Consider the following 225-nt stretch of genomic DNA (forward strand, 5'->3'; position numbering starts at 1 on the left):
GGTAATGTCGATGCTTGGTTTTTGATCCAATTCGGTAATAGTACAATCTGTACATTCTGGATCTTTTGGACAACTTGTACATGGTGTCGGATCAGAAGAAGTATCGGTTACATCTTTACCATCTGGATCTTTACCTGTTGCCGTTGCTAAGTTGTACACATAGCCTGCATTGATATCTTCTTGTGTAATCACATGTGTACCAGAGAAGGTAGTAGTATCTGAAGC

Annotated in this window: 1 protein-coding gene; it reads right to left on the minus strand. The window is 40.0% G+C overall.

Annotated features, from left to right (window positions below; all coding sequences use genetic code 11):
* The coding region (locus tag ACZIX2_RS14310) for a DUF7507 domain-containing protein (RefSeq protein ID WP_463340770.1) at nt 1-225 on the minus strand (225 nt) is incomplete at both ends.

The sequence above is a fragment of the Flavobacterium riviphilum genome, from assembly GCF_055231795.1.